Raw genomic sequence first — 19757 nt, 5'->3', positions numbered from 1 at the left:
TTGTCGTTTGCAAAGCACTATAAAGCATTACACTAAAATAGAAATTAAATGATTAAAATACTTTACATTTTCATAATTGGACTTTTAACAAGTTGTTCAATATTTGGAAAAATCGATCAAGATAAATCTCATTTTGAGTTTAGTTTAGACACATTGAAATTGTATGATCAAAGCAGACAGAGAGAAATTCCAATTGCAATTTATAAACCAACCTCAAAAGTTTCTGGAAAACAAAGACTTGTTATTTTTAGTCATGGCTATGGACAAAATAAAGGTGGTGATTATTTAGTGTATTCATATCTGACAGAATTTTTAGCAACGAAAGGATTTTTCGTTGTAAGCATTCAACACGAACTTGCAACTGACAGTTTATTACCATTGACTGGAAATCTGCAAATTGTAAGAAGACTATTTTGGGAACGTGGTGCAGACAATATCTTATTCGTTATTAACGAACTCAAAAAAACAAATCCTCATTTAGACTTCAAACACATTACACTTATTGGGCATTCTAACGGTGGAGATATGACTGCTCTTTTTCCTCAAAAATACCCGAATACAGTTAAAAGAATAATAACATTGGACAATAGAAGAATGCAGTTGCCGAAAACAAAAAACGTAAAAGTTTACTCGTTACGTTCAAGCGACCAACCTGCAGACGAAGGTGTTTTACCAACAGAAGATGAAGTCAAAAAGTATAAAATGAAAATTCTAAAATTGGAAAATACAATCCATAATGAAATGGACGACAAAGCTAATAATGAACAACGAAAGGAAATTCAAGAATATGTTCTATCATTTATAAATAATTGAGAGTGAAAAACAACGTACCGTAACTGTTGAACAAGGCCCAATGTCTTAAATCATAAAAGAATGAACTCGATTTGGTACAACTAGAAACTAGTTTTTAGTAATTAATTGTTTTTTTTATGAAATCTGGCATCTGGCATTGTTGAGATTTAATACTTTATCCATACAGTAGATATGCTTTAGCTATAGAGTAGTTTTTTATATGATATCGTTCTAAAGCTAACTTTAAGAATAATAAAATGAGAAACTTAATGTGGCTGTCTCACTTTTGAGATAACCTTTTATTTTGGATTAATTGTATTTGTTTTATTAATATGTAGTCTAAAAAGAATGTGAATTATATCCGTTGTGCATTTTAAACAATACTTACTTTTAAGTTGTTGATATTTCGATTGAAATATTCTTTGTTTATAAATTGTACAACTGTTAAAGCCATTATTTTAGATAATAATCTAGTTTTGAAGCCTTCAAAAGTTTTAGCGTAATTACGTCTAATCATAAACTGGTCGATTTCAATAGGAACAAAAACAAGAAGATCAATCTTACTCATGGTTTTTTGAACCTTATTAAATATAGATTGGGAATTGTATGTGTAATCTACAGCTTGAGCATATGCTAAAAAATCTAGAGGGCATCTATCGAAAATAGCATCATTCTCACTATTTTCAATTTGTTTTATAGAATGTTCTAGTTGTATTATATATTCATCAGAAGTTGGAGATTCAGAAAAAATATATCCCATTTCTCCTAATTCATGATAGGGTTCTGCATATAATTCATAATGAAGAAGAGATTCTTGTAGTTTTTCAGCTAAAGTAGTTTTTCCAACTAGATGAGCTCCAGTAATTGCTATTCTCATGTTTTGAAAAGAAAATTTATAGGTTACTACTAGTAATTAATAGGTAAACCAAATTTTAAATTGTGCTTTATCTGTTCCATTTTATAGATTTTATCTGTTATTTATTCAGTTCATTCGAAAATGAATAAGGAAAATCACTATCGTTGATTCCTCGTTCTTCATTTGGTTTTGGCCCCATTTTAAAGTTAATTTTAGCTCCTTTCATTAATTCCTCATGACTCAACCAATTTTTTGTATAGTTTTTTTCGTTGAATTTAGCAGATTGAATATATTTGTTTATTTCGCTATTTTCAGGCGCATTAATAATAATCTGTTTTCCACTTTCAAGAGTGATAGTTACTTTTTTAAATAAAGGAGCTCCAATAACATATTGTCCACTACCGGGTGTAACAGGGTAGAAGCCCATTGCAGAAAATACATACCATGCTGAGGTTTGTCCATTGTCTTCGTCGCCACAATATCCATCAGGAGTTGGTGTATAGAGTTTATTCATTACTTCTCGCACCCATTTTTGCGTTTTCCATGGTTCACCTGCATAGTTATAAAGATAAATCATGTGCTGAATAGGTTGGTTTCCGTGTGCATAGTTTCCCATATTCATAATTTGCATTTCTCTAATTTCGTGAATAACACCACCATAATAAGAATCGTCGAAAATTGGAGGAACTACAAAAACGGAATCAAGCATTTTTACAAATTCTTTCTTGCCTCCCATTAGCTTAACTAATCCTTCTGTATCATGAAATACAGACCAAGTGTAATGCCAAGCATTTCCTTCGGTAAAGGCATCTCCCCATTTATACGGATTGAATGGTTTTTGGAAAGTTCCGTCTTCATTTCGTCCACGCATCATATTAGATTCTTTATCAAAAACATTGTGGTAATTCATTGCTCGTTTAGCAAATACGTCAATTTCTTCTTGAGGGCGATTTAGCTCTTTCGCAAGTTTCCAGATAGTCCAGTCAGCAAAAGCATATTCTAGAGTTCTTGCTGTATTTTCAGATATTTTAACATCATATGGAACATACCCCAAACGGTTATAATACTCGTACCCTTTTCTTCCAACAGAGCTCATAGGTCCTTCATTTTTTGTATTTTTAATTACAGCTTCATAAAGCGTATTAATGTCATAACCGCGGCATCCTTTCAAATATGCATCGGCAATAATGGTTGCTGAGTTAGAACCAATCATACAATCTCTGTGTCCTGGACTTGCCCATTCAGGTAAAAATCCACTTTCTTTATAAGTATTTACCAATCCCTCCTGAATTTGCTCATTAAGACTTGGATGCATTAGATTAAAGAATGGGAATGCCGCACGAAAGGTATCCCAGAAGCCATTATCGGTAAACATCGCTCCTGGTAAAACTTTGCCATTGTATGGACTATAATGTACAATTTGACCATTTTTGTCAAATTCAAAAAATTTGCGAGGAAACAACATAGCGCGATATAAACACGAGTAAAAAGTTTTAATTTGGTCTGATGTTCCGCCTTCAACTAAAATTCGAGAAAGATCTTTATTCCAGATTTCTTTTCCTTTTTGGCAAACTTCTTCAAAGGAGTCATTTCCTAATTCTTTCATGTTTAGTTCAGCTTGTTCAAAACTGATAAAGGAAGATGCTACTCGCGCATTCACTTTTTCGCCACGTTTGGTACTAAAACGGATTGCAGCTCCTACATGGTCATCTTTTAATTCAGATTTTCCAGAAACTATTTCTTTGCCACTCCAAACGTTACTTTCTGTAAAAGCTTTATCGAATTGAATTACAAAATAATTTTTAAAGTTTTGAGGTACTCCGCCGCTGTTTCGTGTGGTGTAGCCTATCACTTTATTTTCGGATGGAATTACTTTGATATATGACCCTTTGTCAAATGCGTCAACTACAACCCACGATTTATCGTTTTGTGGAAAAGTAAATCTAAGGATTGCGGCACGTTCTGTAGGAGTAATTTCGGTAGTAATGTCATAATCAGCAAGATAAACACTGTAATAATGAGGTTTTGCTATTTCGGCTTTGTGAGAGAACCAGCTTGCTCTATCTTCTCCATCAAGTTTCAAATCACCAGTTTCGGGAAAAAGAGAAAATTGACCATAATCATTAATCCATGGACTTGGCTGATGTGTTTGTTTAAAACCTTGTATTTTGTATGCTCTATAGCCATATACCCAGCCGTTGCCCATTTTATTGGTTTGTGGAGTCCAGAAGTTCATTCCCCAAGGTAAAGCAATGGCAGGATAGGTATTACCCGTTGAAAGTTTATATTCAGAGTCGGTTCCCATTAAAGTGTTTACTTGGTCAACAGGAGAGAATGACTGAGATTTAAGATTTGTATAGATTAATATTAACAGAAATAGTGATAAATAATTTGCGATATGATTCATTAAATTAGTTTGTTTTATAAAATGACATTAATCAATTTTTCAGTGTTTTTGACCATAAAAAATAAGATATTTTTTAATGGGTTTTGTTGCTTATAAAAATAGTGATTTTTTTATAAGCGCCTCTTTAGATTTAGAGTATTTTTTAAAGATATTTAATTTTAATGGAGATAAATTAGTTTTCAATTTATTAATTATGTAAATTATTGAAAATTAAATTTTTAATTAATATTTTTGTTGAGTCATTTTACCGAATTTAGCTCTATTTAGTTTTTGATTTAATTCGGTTATTTCTTTTTTTTGAGTTAAATTATGAATAAAATTACAAATAAAACTAATATTCCTTTTTTTAAAATATTATTGGTTTTTACATTTTTTGTTTGCTTTCTATCTAAAGCTCAATCTCCAGAAAAGTATAATGCATTATATGTTAAAACTTATTTGGAAACTTCACAATCTGATTTTCCCAAAGCTATAAAAGTTGCTGATTCCCTATATTCTATTTCTGAAACTCCATATTTTAAAGCAAAAAGCTTGATGTTGTCTGCAACTTTGTATCAACAATCCGGAGATTTTAAGAAATCTGTTGAGTATGCTTTAAAGTCTGATGAAATTTTAAAAGATTCTGACAATTTGATTTGGAAAGCAAAAATATCTGGTTTTCTTTCTACTCAATACAGAATTTTAGGACTTTATGAGAATTCTAAGAAATATGTGGTAAAAACAGAAGGAATAATAAATGAAATAAATGATTCTGCTAAAACAGATATAATAAGTGGGCAGATTTTGCAAGAAAAAGCTTACTATGCATTAGATAAAAAGAATTATAAACAATCAATTTATTTATTAGAAAAAGCAAAACTGCATTTTAACCAAAATAAAACTCAAGATAATCATTTTATAATTGCAGAATGTCAACAATTACTGGGTTTAAATTATTATAAACTTGAGAATTATGATAAGTCAATCACTTTTTATGAAAATGCACTTTCCAAACTAGAAAATGAGCCAGATAATTATCTCAAAGGATTAGTTTATAATGGTTTAGCAGCTGTTTATGTTAAAAAGAATAGTCTTGAAGAATCAAAAGATTACTTAGATAAAGCTGAAAAAATTGCAAAACAATCTTCTTATCTGAATTTGAAAAGTGAAATTTATAAAACTTCACAAGATTATTATATCGCTATCAATGACTTGAAAAAGTCAACTCAATTACGTTCTAAACAAGATTCTTTATCTGATGAAATTGTAAGTAAAGAAAGAAAGTTTATAGACAGTTCTATATCTAATCTTGAGAATGAAAAACAAAAAGTAGTTGATAAATCAGAGATTAAGACTACGGTTATTTTTCTATTCGCTTTAGTTTTACTAATCTTATTATTATTGTTTTTTCTTTACAGACGCAAACAAAAGAAAGATTATCTTAAAGTAAAACATATTGTTGAAGAATGGAAAAGTGTTCAAAATGAGGATGTTAAGTTTGGTGAGCTTATCGAAGATAATGAATTTAGCAATAATGATGAGGATTTAGATAGTGCTAATTCAATGATGGTACCAATTACGGAAAAAAAGATTCTTGATAAATTAGCTAAATTTGAAAACCAAACTCTTTTTACAAGAAGTAATATATCTTTGCCTTATGTTGCTGCTTTTTGTGAAACAAATACTAAATATCTATCTCATATTATCAATAAGCACAAAGAGAAAAACTTCAATAGTTATATTAATGATTTGAGGATTTATTATATTCTAAAGTTATTAAATGAAGAACCAATTTATAAAAAATATAAAATTGCAACATTGGCAGAGAAATCTGGTTTTTCTTCTTCTAGTAAGTTTGCCGTTGCTTTTAAAAAGGTAACAGACGTTTCTCCTTCTCTTTTTATTAAACACCTCGAGGAATAGTTTCTATTTTTTGTCAATATGAATTCTTAAGCATTGATATTTTCTCTTTTAAGCATTTCAATGTTAATCTTTTTTTTATAATTTTTAAAGGTTCGTTTTCGGGAATATGGCTTGTTAATACATTGCATACAGGGGATAGTATTGCTATTTATGCAATAAAAATATCACTTGATAGCCAATAAAAAACAAACGATGAGAAAAAAAGACTCTGCATATTTCCTCACTAAGAGGAGATTTTTGCGGAGTATTTTTTTGTTAAGTATTTTTTTGTTTTCATTTTCAAAGGCTCAGATATATGTAAAAAGTGACTCAATTCTTACGATTACAGAAGGTGCTTATCTTATTATTTCAAGCGATTCTGAGATAGATAATAATCAATTTAAAACATCATCTGTTTCTAAGGTTTTTGTTTCAGATGAAGCAATTGTTTACACATCTAGTAATGTTGATATAAATGAAGAAATTTCTACTAAATTTTCAGCAGCTAAACAATGTTATTCAAAAAAAACACTAACTCAGAGAAGTAAAAAAGATAATAAGGCTAATGAAATTAAGAAAATTACTCAAAATGTTAATCGTTACAGATTTTCATTTATAGATGATACAAACCTATATTTCTGGCTCGAAGCAAAACTTATTATTTCCACGAGAAGTTTATATTCTTTTAATAAAGACTCTGCTATTTTTCCTTTTGAGTCTAAGGCTAATATTTTATTTTTTTCCTCACTTTTAGAGAAAATAGTTTCTAGAAATTTTCAAAGTGCCTATTCATTATTTAAGTATTCTTTCAGTAGTAGGCCTCCACCATTTGTTTGATTTCAAAATTGAGAATTAGATTTCTGGTATAGTATCAGAAATTTTTAAACTATATCTAATAACTAGATTAAAGATAATGGAATATAGAGCTATTCTTCTTAATTATTAATTTTTAGAATATATAATGTTGAAGTAGTTCTTTTTCAAAGCTAAATGTCTTGAGATATTAATATAGAGATTATAATTATTAAGAGCTTATTTATCTTATGGTTTAGTAAAAATTATTATAAATGAAAAAAAACATACAAATATTATTAAAAACTATTTTTTTATTTTTACTTTTTGGAGTAAGTTTTCAAATCAAAGCACAATATTGTGTAACGGGTTGTAACTCTAATACCTACGTTAATAGTGTAGATCCTAATACCATAGAATATGATAACCTAATTTCGGTTTTTCATGCTTCTTTTGGGAAAGAAAAAGATGGAACATTTAAAGTTTGGGGGCAAGGTAGTGGTAGTGATGGTACATCAAATTTGTTAGCTCCTACTGTTATTGCTCCAGGAACTGGAACTGCTAATTTTAATTACACAGGAACACCTTTGAAGGTAGCTGCAGGAAGTAGTACCACATCTCATCAATTCGCATTATTAACTACGGATGGTTTGTATATTTGGGGTGCTACAAATGTATTAATTAGTAGTTCAATTAAAAATACAACAGCATTTGCAAAAATTTCTGTAAATGGAAAATCCGATGGCTTGCCAACTGGTGTTAATCCTTCAGATGTAAAAATGATGTTTGGTTCTTACCTTACTTTAACTATTGTAACTTGTACTGGAGAAGCTTGGGTATTGTCTGCGAATGGTTCTAAAAACGGAGATGGCACAACTCAAAATACTACTAATAATGTTATTTGGCATCGCGTAAAGACTTCAGACACTGGTAACCCAAATCTTAGTAATGTAGTTGCATTAAGAGGTACACCTAATGCCTTATTTGCTCTTACTTCTACAGGTAAGCTTTATACATGGGGTACAGGAACTTATATTAATAATGGTGTTTCTAGTTCGGCTAGAGTTTATGCTACAGAACTTTCCGCTCCTTCTGGAGTTACAACAAAAATGATTGGGATGACTCAAAACGGAACATCTCAAACATATTATCTTTTGTCCACTGATGGGAGATTGTATGCAATGGGAGATAATTCTAATAGGCAAATAGGAGATGGCACTGCAACAAATAGAAATAATTGGACTCAAGTTATAGCGTCTAATACAATAAATTCTACTACTTATAATCTGAATAATAATATTGTTTGGATATCTCCTAATGAGCATTCAGACTACGCAAATTCAGCGGCTGTCAATGTTTTAACAAATGATAATAAACAATGGGCATGGGGGGCTAATAGTGGTAATATGATTGGAGCTGCCACTAGTGGAGATTATTATAACCCAATATTTATGCCTGGGAATAGTACTGATGCAAACGGTCTTGCACTAACAGATGAAGTTATTGCAGTAGAAACAGGTGGGCATACTACCATTAATGTAAAAAAGTGTTCTCAGAATTTTGGTTATGTAGGACATAAAATATCTGGAAGTATGGGTGATGGTACATCAGGTACTGGAAACCCCAATACTTTTAGTTATTCTACTAGTATTTTAATTGTTTGTGGTACAGATTTAGGGCCAAAAGTACAAGAATTAAAAATTTGTGAAGGAACTAAAGCTAATTTAAATAATGCTAATCTTGAGATCAACTCTAGCGAAGTGGAGTGGCACGCAACTAATGATGCAAGTAGCCCAATAATGACTGATGTCACCAACTTAAATCCAGGTACTTATTATGCTTTCTTCTCAGTAGCTTCGGGTAAATGTAGATTGGTAGGGTCTATAGTTATTGTTTCTTATTTTCAAGCTGGAGATTCAGGATACGGAAGTTGCCCAGAAATATGTACAGAGCCAATAGATGGAAACGCTTTTGGATGGTCTTATAATTCTTCCACTACTTATAATGGAACAGTTTATAATAATGGTGCAGCTGCTGATGCTTCACAAGTAGAACAAACTTTTATGCAACCAGCATCTGATTATGGTTTTGAATTGAACATTTACAGATTAGACAATTCTTTTAATATGAAAGTTAATGGAGTTTCTCTTACTACTCAAGAAATTCAATTCCAATCAAGTCAAACTCAAAATATTCGATTCAAATCTGATGGTGCACTATGGGAAAATGGTGGAGTCTCTTCAATATGGAGTTTAACTGGAGACGAAGAACTTCCAATAGTTAGAGTTAAAATAAGCTTTACTGGAGATGTTACATTTTGGGGAAAAAGAAATAATGATGCAAATGCAGTTTTAGAAGAATTAGAATTATTTAACGGAAATCAAGTAAATACTATTACATGGAACAACTCAGGTTCTAATACAATTATTGTTGGGCAAACTGTAGTAGGAAATACCAATATGATTGGTAATGGGCATGGGCTAAAGATTGTACCTTGTGCTTGTTACAATGCAGCAGCTACTCCAGGTACAGGAGCAGATACAAAAGTGGGGATTACTTTGTTAAAAAGAGCTGGTGCAGATTCATCTAATAATTGGCCAATGATAAGAAAATCGGGGCATATAGCTTTAGAATCTAATTCCAAAGGATTTGTAATAACAAGAATGTCAACAATTGATATTGAAGGTCAAACGACACCTAGTGTTATAGCTCCAAAAATTACTAATCCACAGGACGGGATGATGGTGTATGATACAGATGTAAAATGTCTTAAAATTTATTCTGACGGTGTGTGGAAATGTTTCAGTTCTCCAGCATGCCCATAATATTTAATAAATTTTGATTAAATATAGGTAATTAAAATCTCTTCATTTTCTTGAAAATTGAAGAATAAAAAAAATAAAAAAATGAAAAAAGTATTTTTAATTCTTGGGATTCTAATCTTTGGGATGGGAAATTCACAAGTTATTATTGGAGACAATGTAGGAACAGCTTCAAACAAGACTTCGGTACTATTGGAGTTTGCAAATGGACAAAATAAAGGGATTATACTCCCATATGTAAGAACTATTCCAACAGGAGCAGGTTTGGTAGAAGGAACAATTATTTTAGATGCTTCCACTAGTTCTAGTGCAAAAGTATTGTATTATAATGGTGTTACTACTGATGGAAAAACAGGTTGGGTAGATTTAAGTAGCGGTCATGGTGCTAATGTAAGCACTTTCTTATCAGAGCAACCTCTTTCAACAGGTGCTAATGCTGTGGTAGAAGATGAAGGCGCAAAAGCTATAATTGGTGCAGAAACTACTTCAGCACAAGGTGTATTGGTTTTAGAGTCTAATACTAAAGCAATGGTGCTTCCAATGGTTGAAAGTACAGACAATGTACTAGATCCTGCTCCTGGAATGATGGTTTTTATTAATAAAACAGGAGCAAAGAGGTTGGCTGTTTTTAATGGAGAGGGCTGGACGTATTGGAAACCTTAAATAATTGAACAAGACTATGAAAACTAGATAAATTAAGTTGTTGTTTATGTTTTCGTAGTCTTTTCTTTTGATACCTGAATAAATCTTTGGTTTAAAATAAAAAACGTTGTTATATGAAATATGATGACTTTATTGGAAAAAATAAGAAAGAAATTATTGAGAAAATTGGACAACAGTTTAACTATTATCACGCCAAACAATGGACTTATATTTTAGGAAATGATTTGCTAAGAAGAAAGAAAATTTTGTTTCTATATTTTGAAGATGATGTAGTAACTAAAGTTGAAGTAAAGAAGAAAATATAAAAAAAATCAATTTAATAACTATTAGTAAATGATGATTAAATTTTTAAGAAAAATATTTAGTATTACTTTTTGGGTTTATATTGAAGATGATACAGTGGATAATTGGAAAAATTTTAAAGTTTAAGAATTTAAAAGAAGAACTTAAAAAACAATATCTTTTAAAAGCTGATATTGAATGTATTGGACTAACAAAAAAGGAGGTAAGAGAACTTATAGGTATAGAAAATGAAGAATATACAGATATTTTTTTCTATGATTTATATAAAAATTGGTTTTTGCACAAAGAATTAATCCTTTTTATAGACTATGAAGATGGTAAAGTATATGATTTTTTATACAGCATTTATTTTTTTGATGTTAACATCTATCGAGAAGAATATTTGCCAAGTCGCTAGTCAATACAAATTGAATAGAGAAGTAATATGATTTGATGATAAAGATGCCTTCAGAGTAATTATAGTTTTCATAGTGTTTCGGCATCAGTAGTGTTTTGTAAAAATGTTTTATTTATAAATAGACATTGTTTTTTATTCTCTGAAGGCTCTATTTTTAAGTGTCTGCTTAAATTTTATTTGATTGATAAGTAGTATTTGTGAGTGTAATAATAAGAGTTATACTTCCTCTGACACATTTACTACGATATTAATAACGGATATGTTCAGTAAATAATGCCCAATAAGACTAGAGAAGGCGAGTTTAATTAAATATCCTACGATACTATTAAACGTGTGTATTCTAGATAAAAAGTAATCAGTTCAATGTGGTATTTATTAATGTATTGGTCTGAGGGAAATGATGGTATATAAGCTCCATTAGTTTAATTTGAAGAATATCCAAAAAAACTTCGCTAGTGTACATCGCGAAGATTGTTTACATTTTACGGGCAGACAAATTATGTCTGCCTGTAAAATTTTTCCATGATTATTTAAAATACTTTCTTAAAATTGTTATGAGTATTTTCAGGTTCTTTCTGTTACTACCTTTCTATGGTTAAATCCCCAGTCTTTAAGTGCATAAATGGTTCTATTGTATAAGAAATTTTGATAGGATATTCATCAATAATAGTTCTTTTAATCAGTTTATGTTGTTCTAAATCTTTCAACTCTTTTGCATGTACCTTAGGTGTAATTCCAGGGATGCTTTCTTGAATATCTGTAAACGTTCGTTTCCTACTTTTATAGAAATAATGATGGGGAGTTTCCATTTCCCGTTGATGACATCAAGTGTATCACGAACAGGTTTTATTGTGTCAATACAGTCACAGTACGTATTTTTGGATGTCATAATTTTTTATTATTTCGGGTGTACCAATTCTTCGTTGATTTCTTTCATCACTTCTGCAAAAAGAACAGTGGATTTTTTTCGGTCTTCAATATCGAAAATGGTAGAGGCTATAATCAATTCATCTACTTTGGTGTCTTCCAAAAAAGATTTTATTTGTTTTTTTACCTTTTCTTTGTTTCCTACAAAGGAGAATTTTAACATCTGATATACACTAGGATGGTTCAAAATATTTCTCCATTCATCAGTCATTTCGGTTGGAGGGTACAATTGCTGTCTATTTCCCGTTAACATACCGTAAAACATTCTTATTAATGAAGTAAATAGTCGTTCTGCTTCTTCATCAGTATCTGCCATAATCACATTGATGCCTGTTATTGTATAAGGATGGCTAAGGAATTTAGAAGGTTGAAATTCTTGGTTATAAATCGTTAATGCATTATATAGGTGTGTAGAAGCAAAATGACTGGCAAAAGCATAAGGAAGCCCTTTTTCTGCAGCTAAATGGGCACTGTCTGTACTAGAACCTAAAATATACAATGGTACATTTGTTTCTTCTGCAATAGGAACCCTTACATTAGATATTTTATTTTCTCCATCAAAATAATTTTGAATTTTATTGATTTCATTAGGGAAGGAGTGTGCTGCTTGCATAAAATTTGAACGTATTGCCTGTGCTGTTGCGGTGTCTGTTCCTGGCGCTCTGCCCAATCCTAAATCAATACGGCTAGGATAAAGATGTTCTAAAGTGCCAAATTGTTCAGCGATAATTAAAGGTGAATGATTAGGTAGCATTATACCACCAGAGCCAACTCTGATATGTTTTGTATTTTCGGCTACATAACCAATAAGAATTGAGGTGGCAGAACTTGCTACAGCATCAGAATTATGATGTTCTGCAAACCAAAATCTTTTATAATTGTTTTCTTCTGCTACTTTAGCCAAAGCCAACGAATTATTTAAAGTTTCTTTAAAAGTTTTTCCTTGAGAAACGATGGCAAGTTCTAATATTGAGTATGTTATTTTATTTGTCATTTTTAGTTGAGGTAATTTTTTTTAATTTTATTGCTTATCTGCTGAATTTACATTAGCATTTTGCAAAGTTATCACAAAAAGACTTACCAAAAGATAGTGGTTTCCTAAAGGAAAGCGCTCATACTTTAACCATACTTTAGCCATACAGTAGATATGCTTTAGCTATAGAGTAGATTTTTAGATAATATCGTTCCAAAGCTAACTTTAAGAATAATAAAATGAGAAACTTAATGTGGCTGTCTCACTTTTGAGATAACCTTTTATTTTGGATTAATTGTATTTGTTTTATTAATATGTAGTCTAAAAAGAATGTGAATTATATAGTTTTTTTTTAATTTAACTTTAACTTGGCATTCTAATTTATTACAATTTTTGATAAAAAAAGTGATATATATTGTAATTGACTGATTTTATTATATTTGTAAGGGGTTAATAAGCATTTGTCTATATGGTGAAAACTCAATTTTCTTCTATAAAACAATCTCCGAGCTTAAATGTATTTTGTAGTGTCTCAAATTTGATGTACCTCATCAAAAGTAAATTGCTCGGCTTAAAATTTTATAAAACAATGCTAGCTTATCTATCTATAATATCAGACATAAAATCTATTATTGTTCAATCTAAAGAAAGGGCGATTATAGCGGTTGACCATTAGGGTACATTTATGTATTGGCATATTAACGTATCTTTGAAGAATAGTAAGAAGGTAAAGACCGTGCCGATTAGGGTAAATGTCTGACAGATATATTGTGGGCGAATTAGAAACCGAACTTGGGATTGTCTTAATGCTGTGGTAATTTGGACGAATGTCCTCCAAAAGCCATTGACTTCAATATTGCGACAGTTTTGTAATCTGTTTCGCTGTTTCGAGTATATGTGCTTGTTGTAACCTTTGCTAACCTAAAAAGCAGTTTTGCTTTGTTTTCTTTATTGGTTGATAGTTTTTCTTCTTTATTAAAGCTAAATCCTGCTCTCTCGGATTTGTATTGACCAAAATTCGGGATATAAGCATTGATGTTTTTTTGCGCAAATACGCCAATGCTTTAACCCTTCCAGAATGCACCGTAAGAAACTAACTTTTAATTTTCGCAACTTGTTTATCGCCCCAATCTTTCAAATGGCTGATAAAAGGAATTAATTCCGAACCAACTTCGGTTAGAGAATATTCGACTTTTGGAGGAACTTCGTGATAAACTTTTCGACTAACTAATCCGTCATCTTCTAATTCACGTAAGGTTTGAGTAAGCATTTTAGGAGTAATGTCATATAGTGTTTTTCGCAATTCACCATAACGCATAATCGTTCTCAAATGCAGATACCATAAAATTCTACCTTTATACTTTCCACCAATTCGTCTAAAAGCATAATCAACCGAACAAGCAGGTTCAGAACTATATTTTTTCATTTTTAATATTTTATAAATAATTGATAATCAACAATAGTATATTTTTAGTTTGTAGAGTACAAAAAAGTGCATACTTGCGACAAATATACTATTAAATTATCTTCGCTTCATAATTTTAAACATTAGAAAAATGAAAACAGTTATTTTAAAAGAAGCAGGTAGTGTAGAGAATTTTCAATTTGCAGAAATCGAAAAGCCAACCGTAAAAAGTGATGAAGTTTTGGTAAAAGTCGTGTCTGTCAGCATCAATCCTGTTGATGTAAAAGCAAGAGCTTATGACGGAGTATTAGGTTGGATTTTCGGAGAAGAACGACCTGTGATTTTAGGATGGGATATTTCGGGAGTAGTCGTGGAAACAGGCAATAACGTAACAGAGTTTAAAATTGGAGACCAAGTATTCGGAATGGTCAATTTTTTCGGAAACGGAAAAGCCTACGCAGAATATGTAACATCATCAGTAAATCATTTGGCTTTAAAACCTGAAAATGTAACGCACCAACAAGCCGCTGCAAGTGCAATGGTAGCTTCTACCGCTTATCAGGCTTTGGTGGACGTTGCCAAAATCAAAAAAGGTGACAAAGTTTTGGTTCACGGAGCTTCGGGAGGTGTAGGACATTCGGCTGTTCAGATAGCCAAATATTTGGGTGCTTATGTTATTGGAACCTCTTCTGCCAAAAACAAGAATTTTGTTTTGTCTTTAGGTGCTGATGAGCACATTGATTATACAAGTGAATATTTTGCCGAAAAAATTCAGGATGTCGATATCGTTTTGGATACCATTCAGGGAGAAACTTTACTTAATTCGGTTGATTTAGTTCGTAAGGGAGGAATTATCGTAACTCTTCCCACACCCGAAATTCCGCATGAAATAAAAGAAAAAGCCATTAAAAAATACGTAAATATTGAGTTTTTAATGGTTTCATCTAAAAACGAAACCATTAATGCTATTGCCCAACTATTGAAAAACGGAGCATTAAAGCCACATATTCACAAAACTTTTCCATTTGATGAAATAGCAAATGCACATTTAGAAGTAGAAACGAATCGTGTTGTAGGAAAAGTGGTTGTGAACTTATAACAAAAAGGACAATAGCTAATTATGGTGGTTGTTACACAACTTTTATTTTCAAGAACAATTAAAAATAAACAACCTCTTTTATTCTTCGATAAACTGAAAATCGGTGTTTAAGAGAGGTTTTTAATTTTTGGTGAGTGTCGTCTTAAAATTTTGAAACTCTTGACTCAACAATATGAAGGAGGTATTGTGCAGATTAGTGAGAAACCCAAACTTTCCTTTTGAAAAGTTCGGAATTTTGACATTTCGGACAGTGAAGTTTTTCCGTCTGTGTATTTTTAAATTTACAGAAAATCTATCACCTAAATGAGAGTTTTTATGTATATTTGAGTTGTGCAACCAACACATGCACTTTTGTGAAATTTTCCCAAGGAAACTATTTCTCTAGTGAAGTTTTTGCAAAATTGCCAAGTCGTTACCGGCTACCCTAAAACCAAAGCACTCGATTATATTTTATTTAATGTTTGACTTCAGATTAAAAGTATTTAACACAGTTGCGAAAAGACTCAACTTCACAAGAGCTGCGGAAGAACTTTTTATTACCCAACCTGCCGTAACAAAACATATTCAAGAAATAGAAGTATTTTACAAATGCAAATTATTTGAAAGGAATGGAACAAAAATAAAATTAACAACAGCAGGCTTATCCTTATTAAAATATACTGAAATACTTTTTGAAGTCTATCGAGATTTAGAATTTGAATTGTCTGTATTAAACGAAAATGCAAAAGGCACGCTAATGTTAGGAGCAAGCACCACTATTGCCCAATATGTCTTACCAAAATATCTTGCATTATTTAAACAAAAATTTCCTGACATTAAAATTGAATTAACTAACGGAAATACAGAATATATTGAAAATTTATTAGTAGAAAACAAAATTGATTTAGGATTAATAGAAGGTCAATCCAAACGACAATATATAAAATATACGCCATTTTTAAAAGATGAAATAGTGTTGTGTGCCAGCATTACAAACCATTCAATAAAAAAATCTACACTAACATTAACCGATTTACCAAAACTGCCAATGATTATTCGAGAACAAGGCTCTGGCTCATTGGAAGTTGTTGTTGCAGCGTTGAAAAAAGTGAATGTAAAACTTTCGCAATTAGCTATTGAAATGGTTTTGGATAATAGTGAAAGTATAAAATCTTACTTGCTTCATTCAGATAGTTTTGCTTTTTTGTCTATTCATTCCGTATTAAAAGAAATGAAGAATAACGAAATGAAAATCATTGATATAAAAGGCTTGGACATTCAACGGTATTTTTATTTTATTATCCAACAAGGTAATAATCACCCTCTATCTGAATTGTTTTTGAGATTTATATCGAGTAATAACTTTAAATTATAGAAGATTACAAATAGTCATTTCTCTTTCATTTTAAAGTTTGGGAATTTTGCATTGAAATAATTTTTAATGCAAAATGAAAAACAAAATCATTTTTATTATAGCTTTAGCAATTTGCCTATTTCCATTTGTAACGCCACCAATCGCTTTACTTTTAGGTATTTTGACCGTAAATTTTTTTAGGAATCCTTTTTTTGCTTATACTCAAAAAGCAACGCATTTATTACTACAAATTTCCGTAGTCGGTTTGGGATTTGGAATGAATATAAATGAGGCTTTAAAAGCAGGAAAAGAGGGCTTATTATTTACGGTTTTTTCCATCTTTGGAACGCTTACTTTAGGGTATTTTTTAGGTAAATACTTAAAAATAAACAATAAAATATCTTTCCTTATTTCAGCAGGAACGGCAATCTGCGGAGGAAGTGCTATTGCAGCTGTTTCGCCTGTAATTAAAGCCGAAGAAAAAGAAATCAGTATTGCATTGGGAACTGTTTTCATTCTAAATTCCATTGCACTTTTTGTTTTTCCTTTTATTGGAACACAGTTAAATCTTTCACAAGCTCAATTTGGCTTATGGTGTGCTATTGCCATTCACGATACAAGTTCCGTTGTGGGAGCTGCTAGCAAATACGGAAATGAAGCCTTACAAATAGCTACCACCGTAAAATTAGCAAGAGCGTTATGGATAATCCCAGTAACTTTTTTAAGTGCTTTTGTGTATCATTCAAAAGATACAAAAATCAAAATTCCGTATTTTATTGGCTTATTTGTCATTGCAATTATTGTGAATACTTATATCCCTTTTGTTCATAATTTCAGTAATTCAATTGTACATATTTCTAAAATTGGATTGACGTTAACTTTATTTTTAATTGGTAGTAGTCTTTCTAAAGAAACATTAAAATCTGTCGGAATAAAACCAATGTTACAAGGAATTCTATTATGGATTATTATCTCTGCGACATCACTAATTGTGATACTATAATAGAGCCAGCAGGTAGCTAGGCTAACTCTTTCTTCCGGATGAAAAACAAAATACACGATTTTTTTTATTCTTCGACAAGGTTCTCTTTTTTGGATAAATCTGAGGTATCAATAAAACAGAACAGGATTATAAGTGTTATCTTTTAAACTACTCAACTGTAGTTGATGGCGAGAAATCCTTTAAATATATCACATACATAAAATATGATTTATCTCGCTATAGCTCAAATAAAATGCTATATTTGTTTGTAAGATTGTGATGTTTTTACAGTCACTTGTTAATTGCAATAGTACCAAAATTTGTCATGAAATATGGCATCTGGTATTGATAAGATTTCATACTCTAGCCATACAGTAGATATGCTTTAGCTATAGAGTAGATTTTAGGATGATATTGTTCTAAATTAGTAATAAAAAAATGTTCCTTTGTATTTAACCAAAACATTGATACTGAAACTCTGCTAAAGTTGATTTTTTAATTAATATGCTCTGAAGTTACAAACTTCTACAGGCATACTGTCAATAATGAAATACTTCTCAAAATTCATTAAAACTTTTAGCAATTTTCATACGTAAATCATTGATTGAATTTGCCAATCTACGTTTACGACGATTATAAATACTTCGTTCTATCTTGCATTATATTGTTTTGAGAATTTGCCTAAAAAGATGGTTTTCACTATCAATGCCCATAAATTCAGCTGTTAAGGCAAGACTTATTAACTCCAAATCTTTTAATTTTGGCGCTCGTCTTTGATAAGAAAATAAATTTTCATTTGATATTTTTCGTAATACTTCCAAAATTGACTCCGTCACCATTTCGTTAGGTTTCTTTTGTTACTTGCGTCTAAGTTGTTCATTTTAAATGTTTTGTGGTTAATTCAATTTACTGATTTTCAATCAAATGAACAACTTTTATCTCATTTAATTAATAATGCACAACGGGTGTAACTTATTAATAATTTAACATACTAATTAATAAAACCGATAAAAATTTCATTATTTTTAATAAAAATTCATTTATTAATAAAAACTAATTTAAATACTATAACTATGATTAAAAAATTATCTTTTTTTGCATTATGTACTCTGGCTTTCAATACGTTTAACGCTCAAACTACTTTAGCGGCAGGAGACATAGCATTTGTAATGGTTAATGCAACCGACAACTCATTAAACTCAGCGAGTAATGACGACAATGTTTCATTTGTATTATTAAAAAACATTAGTAGCGGAACACAAATTTCTTTTACAGATTTTGGTTGGCGTTCAGATAGCCCTGCTTTTCAATCTGCTAATCCTTGTGGAGCTAATACAGGAGCATTGACTGATGGTGTTGTAACATGGACAGCTAACACAGCTCTTCCTTATGGTACAATAATACACATGAACGTAAAATCAACACTTTCTGTAAACAAAGGCACCCTAACAGGAACTGCTGCCACTTATAATTCTTCAAGTTATTATGTTAATATTACCATATCTGGAGAATCTGTAATAGCTTTTCAAGGCACATTAGCTAGTCCTACATTAATTTCTGCAATTAGATTAAATAGCTCTTGGAGCCCAACATTAACAAATTGTCTACAAGATCCAACGGCATGTGTACAACCTTCTGCTTTATCTGCTTCTGGTAATTCTTTTCTATGGGGACAAGTTGGCGGAAATGGTGTTTTAAAATCTTCTGTTGTGTTAACAGGAAACAAAACAACCGATTTAGCAAATATTTACAATACATCTAATTGGAATTTTAATACTACAGTTGCTTATAAAATAGCCGACTCTTTTTTAAGTACTACTGAAAACAATACAGCTAAAAAACTTAGTATTTATCCTATCCCTGCAAAAAATACAATTACAGTAGATCTAGATAAAACTATTACGAATTTAGACAGCGAATACAGTATCTTCGATTCTAACGGAAAAATATTACTAACAGGAAAAATAACAAAATCATCTCAAAAAATATCTGTAGAAAAACTTCCAAAAGGAGTATATTTTCTACAAATTAAAAACAATACAGAAAATATTTCTAAGAAATTTATAAAAAATTAGAATCCATTTATTTATATCAATCAAAATAAGGCTGTCTTAAAAGTAGGGCA

General features: G+C 30.8%; 15 protein-coding genes and 2 pseudogenes. 11 read left to right on the top strand and 6 right to left on the bottom strand.

All coding sequences use genetic code 11. The features are described from left to right. The first annotated feature begins 48 nt into the window (after positions 1-48). Complete coding sequence (locus QM746_RS11750; RefSeq protein ID WP_414984399.1) at positions 49-813, top strand: alpha/beta hydrolase family protein; 765 nt, start codon at positions 49-51, stop codon at positions 811-813. 352 nt (positions 814-1165) lie between these two features. Here the strand turns inward: QM746_RS11750 and QM746_RS11745 are convergent. The 3 genes and pseudogenes from QM746_RS11745 to QM746_RS11735 all read right to left on the bottom strand — a co-directional run. Beyond that, a pseudogene (locus QM746_RS11745) lies at positions 1166-1318 on the bottom strand (IS982 family transposase); the annotation flags it as partial. Positions 1319-1336: 18 nt separating this feature from the next. Continuing rightward, positions 1337-1669 (bottom strand): annotated as a pseudogene (locus tag QM746_RS11740) (AAA family ATPase); the annotation flags it as partial. 97 nt (positions 1670-1766) lie between these two features. Further along, positions 1767-4055 (bottom strand): GH92 family glycosyl hydrolase, encoded by a 2289-nt coding sequence (locus tag QM746_RS11735; RefSeq protein WP_414984398.1) that lies wholly within the window; start codon positions 4053-4055, stop codon positions 1767-1769. Positions 4056-4364: 309 nt separating this feature from the next. Between QM746_RS11735 and QM746_RS11730 the strand changes: the two genes are divergently transcribed. The 6 genes from QM746_RS11730 to QM746_RS11705 all read left to right on the top strand — a co-directional run bounded on the left by QM746_RS11730 (position 4365) and on the right by QM746_RS11705 (position 10913). Beyond that, complete coding sequence (locus tag QM746_RS11730; protein ID WP_414984397.1) at positions 4365-5957, top strand: tetratricopeptide repeat protein; 1593 nt, start codon at positions 4365-4367, stop codon at positions 5955-5957. A gap of 192 nt (positions 5958-6149) precedes the next feature. Then, positions 6150-6773 (top strand): hypothetical protein, encoded by a 624-nt coding sequence (locus QM746_RS11725; RefSeq protein WP_414984396.1) that lies wholly within the window; start codon positions 6150-6152, stop codon positions 6771-6773. A 230-nt stretch (positions 6774-7003) separates the two neighbouring features. Continuing rightward, the gene (locus QM746_RS11720; RefSeq protein ID WP_414984395.1) at positions 7004-9553 is read left to right on the top strand and encodes a hypothetical protein; all 2550 of its coding nucleotides are present in this window, start codon (positions 7004-7006) and stop codon (positions 9551-9553) included. A gap of 81 nt (positions 9554-9634) precedes the next feature. After that, positions 9635-10213, top strand: a complete 579-nt coding sequence (locus tag QM746_RS11715) for a hypothetical protein (RefSeq protein WP_414984394.1) — start codon at positions 9635-9637, stop codon at positions 10211-10213. 113 nt (positions 10214-10326) lie between these two features. Beyond that, complete coding sequence (locus QM746_RS11710; RefSeq protein WP_414984393.1) at positions 10327-10518, top strand: hypothetical protein; 192 nt, start codon at positions 10327-10329, stop codon at positions 10516-10518. An 86-nt stretch (positions 10519-10604) separates the two neighbouring features. Beyond that, the gene (locus QM746_RS11705) at positions 10605-10913 is read left to right on the top strand and encodes a hypothetical protein (protein ID WP_414984392.1); all 309 of its coding nucleotides are present in this window, start codon (positions 10605-10607) and stop codon (positions 10911-10913) included. A 581-nt stretch (positions 10914-11494) separates the two neighbouring features. On the opposite strand, the gene QM746_RS11700 is transcribed toward QM746_RS11705, so the two are convergent. From QM746_RS11700 to QM746_RS11690, 3 genes are all read right to left on the bottom strand, one after another. Next, on the bottom strand, positions 11495-11722 hold the full coding sequence (locus QM746_RS11700) for a winged helix-turn-helix transcriptional regulator (RefSeq protein ID WP_414984391.1): 228 nt from the start codon (positions 11720-11722) through the stop codon (positions 11495-11497). Positions 11723-11811: 89 nt separating this feature from the next. Continuing rightward, positions 11812-12834: an LLM class flavin-dependent oxidoreductase gene (locus QM746_RS11695; protein ID WP_414984390.1), complete on the bottom strand. Its 1023-nt coding sequence runs from the start codon at positions 12832-12834 to the stop codon at positions 11812-11814. A 1072-nt stretch (positions 12835-13906) separates the two neighbouring features. Beyond that, entirely contained in the window at positions 13907-14239 is a 333-nt protein-coding gene (locus tag QM746_RS11690) for a winged helix-turn-helix transcriptional regulator (protein ID WP_414984389.1), read from the bottom strand. Between the two features lie 130 nt (positions 14240-14369). On the opposite strand from QM746_RS11690, the gene QM746_RS11685 reads away from it, so the two are divergent. The 4 genes from QM746_RS11685 (at position 14370) to QM746_RS11670 (ending at position 19707) form a co-directional block, all read left to right on the top strand. Next, on the top strand, positions 14370-15317 hold the full coding sequence (locus QM746_RS11685) for an NADP-dependent oxidoreductase (RefSeq protein ID WP_414984388.1): 948 nt from the start codon (positions 14370-14372) through the stop codon (positions 15315-15317). A gap of 457 nt (positions 15318-15774) precedes the next feature. Continuing rightward, positions 15775-16671, top strand: coding sequence for a LysR substrate-binding domain-containing protein (locus tag QM746_RS11680; protein WP_414984387.1), 897 nt, complete (start codon positions 15775-15777; stop codon positions 16669-16671). A 73-nt stretch (positions 16672-16744) separates the two neighbouring features. Next, positions 16745-17653 (top strand): YeiH family protein, encoded by a 909-nt coding sequence (locus QM746_RS11675; protein WP_414984386.1) that lies wholly within the window; start codon positions 16745-16747, stop codon positions 17651-17653. A 1052-nt stretch (positions 17654-18705) separates the two neighbouring features. Next, entirely contained in the window at positions 18706-19707 is a 1002-nt protein-coding gene (locus QM746_RS11670) for a T9SS type A sorting domain-containing protein (protein ID WP_414984385.1), read from the top strand. The last annotated feature ends 50 nt before the right edge of the window (positions 19708-19757 follow it).

It is taken from the genome of Cloacibacterium sp. (assembly GCF_047601505.1).
Classification (GTDB): Bacteria; Bacteroidota; Bacteroidia; order Flavobacteriales; family Weeksellaceae; genus Cloacibacterium.
This window is presented reverse-complemented; position numbering and strand designations above follow the sequence as displayed.

Excerpts from the sequence above, each read along its gene's own strand:
- QM746_RS11750 (WP_414984399.1), top strand. The coding sequence starts at position 49 with ATGATTAAAATACTTTACATTTTCATAATTGGACTTTTAACAAGTTGT.
- QM746_RS11735 (WP_414984398.1), bottom strand. The coding sequence starts at position 4,055 with ATGAATCATATCGCAAATTATTTATCACTATTTCTGTTAATATTAATC.
- QM746_RS11730 (WP_414984397.1), top strand. The coding sequence starts at position 4,365 with ATGAATAAAATTACAAATAAAACTAATATTCCTTTTTTTAAAATATTA.
- QM746_RS11725 (WP_414984396.1), top strand. The coding sequence starts at position 6,150 with ATGAGAAAAAAAGACTCTGCATATTTCCTCACTAAGAGGAGATTTTTG.
- QM746_RS11720 (WP_414984395.1), top strand. The coding sequence starts at position 7,004 with ATGAAAAAAAACATACAAATATTATTAAAAACTATTTTTTTATTTTTA.
- QM746_RS11715 (WP_414984394.1), top strand. The coding sequence starts at position 9,635 with ATGAAAAAAGTATTTTTAATTCTTGGGATTCTAATCTTTGGGATGGGA.
- QM746_RS11710 (WP_414984393.1), top strand. The coding sequence starts at position 10,327 with ATGAAATATGATGACTTTATTGGAAAAAATAAGAAAGAAATTATTGAG.
- QM746_RS11705 (WP_414984392.1), top strand. The coding sequence starts at position 10,605 with ATGATACAGTGGATAATTGGAAAAATTTTAAAGTTTAAGAATTTAAAA.
- QM746_RS11700 (WP_414984391.1), bottom strand. The coding sequence starts at position 11,722 with ATGGAAACTCCCCATCATTATTTCTATAAAAGTAGGAAACGAACGTTT.
- QM746_RS11695 (WP_414984390.1), bottom strand. The coding sequence starts at position 12,834 with ATGACAAATAAAATAACATACTCAATATTAGAACTTGCCATCGTTTCT.
- QM746_RS11690 (WP_414984389.1), bottom strand. The coding sequence starts at position 14,239 with ATGAAAAAATATAGTTCTGAACCTGCTTGTTCGGTTGATTATGCTTTT.
- QM746_RS11685 (WP_414984388.1), top strand. The coding sequence starts at position 14,370 with ATGAAAACAGTTATTTTAAAAGAAGCAGGTAGTGTAGAGAATTTTCAA.
- QM746_RS11680 (WP_414984387.1), top strand. The coding sequence starts at position 15,775 with ATGTTTGACTTCAGATTAAAAGTATTTAACACAGTTGCGAAAAGACTC.
- QM746_RS11675 (WP_414984386.1), top strand. The coding sequence starts at position 16,745 with ATGAAAAACAAAATCATTTTTATTATAGCTTTAGCAATTTGCCTATTT.
- QM746_RS11670 (WP_414984385.1), top strand. The coding sequence starts at position 18,706 with ATGATTAAAAAATTATCTTTTTTTGCATTATGTACTCTGGCTTTCAAT.